The organism is Staphylococcus sp. HMSC36A10 (assembly GCF_001838845.1).
GTDB lineage: Bacteria > Bacillota > Bacilli > Staphylococcales > Staphylococcaceae > Staphylococcus > Staphylococcus aureus.
In genome coordinates this window covers 1-204 of the sequence record NZ_KV839132.1, presented here as the reverse complement: position 1 = coordinate 204, position 204 = coordinate 1, and the positions used below count along the sequence as shown (strand labels likewise).

At 52.0% G+C, this 204-nt stretch carries 2 tRNA genes; both read left to right on the top strand.

What is annotated here, in order from left to right:
- A tRNA-Arg gene (locus HMPREF3247_RS13310) sits at positions 1–74 on the top strand.
- 9 nt (positions 75–83) lie between these two features.
- Positions 84–157 (top strand) — tRNA-Pro (locus tag HMPREF3247_RS13305).
- Positions 158–204 lie beyond the last annotated feature (47 nt).

The window sequence follows — 204 nt, the reverse complement described above, 5'->3', positions numbered from 1 at the left end:
GCGCCCGTAGCTCAATTGGATAGAGCGTTTGACTACGGATCAAGAGGTTATGGGTTCGACTCCTATCGGGCGCGTTAATTATACGGGAAGTAGCTCAGCTTGGTAGAGCACTTGGTTTGGGACCAAGGGGTCGCAGGTTCGAATCCTGTCTTCCCGATATACTGTAATTATTATGGGGGCTTAGCTCAGCTGGGAGAGCGCCTG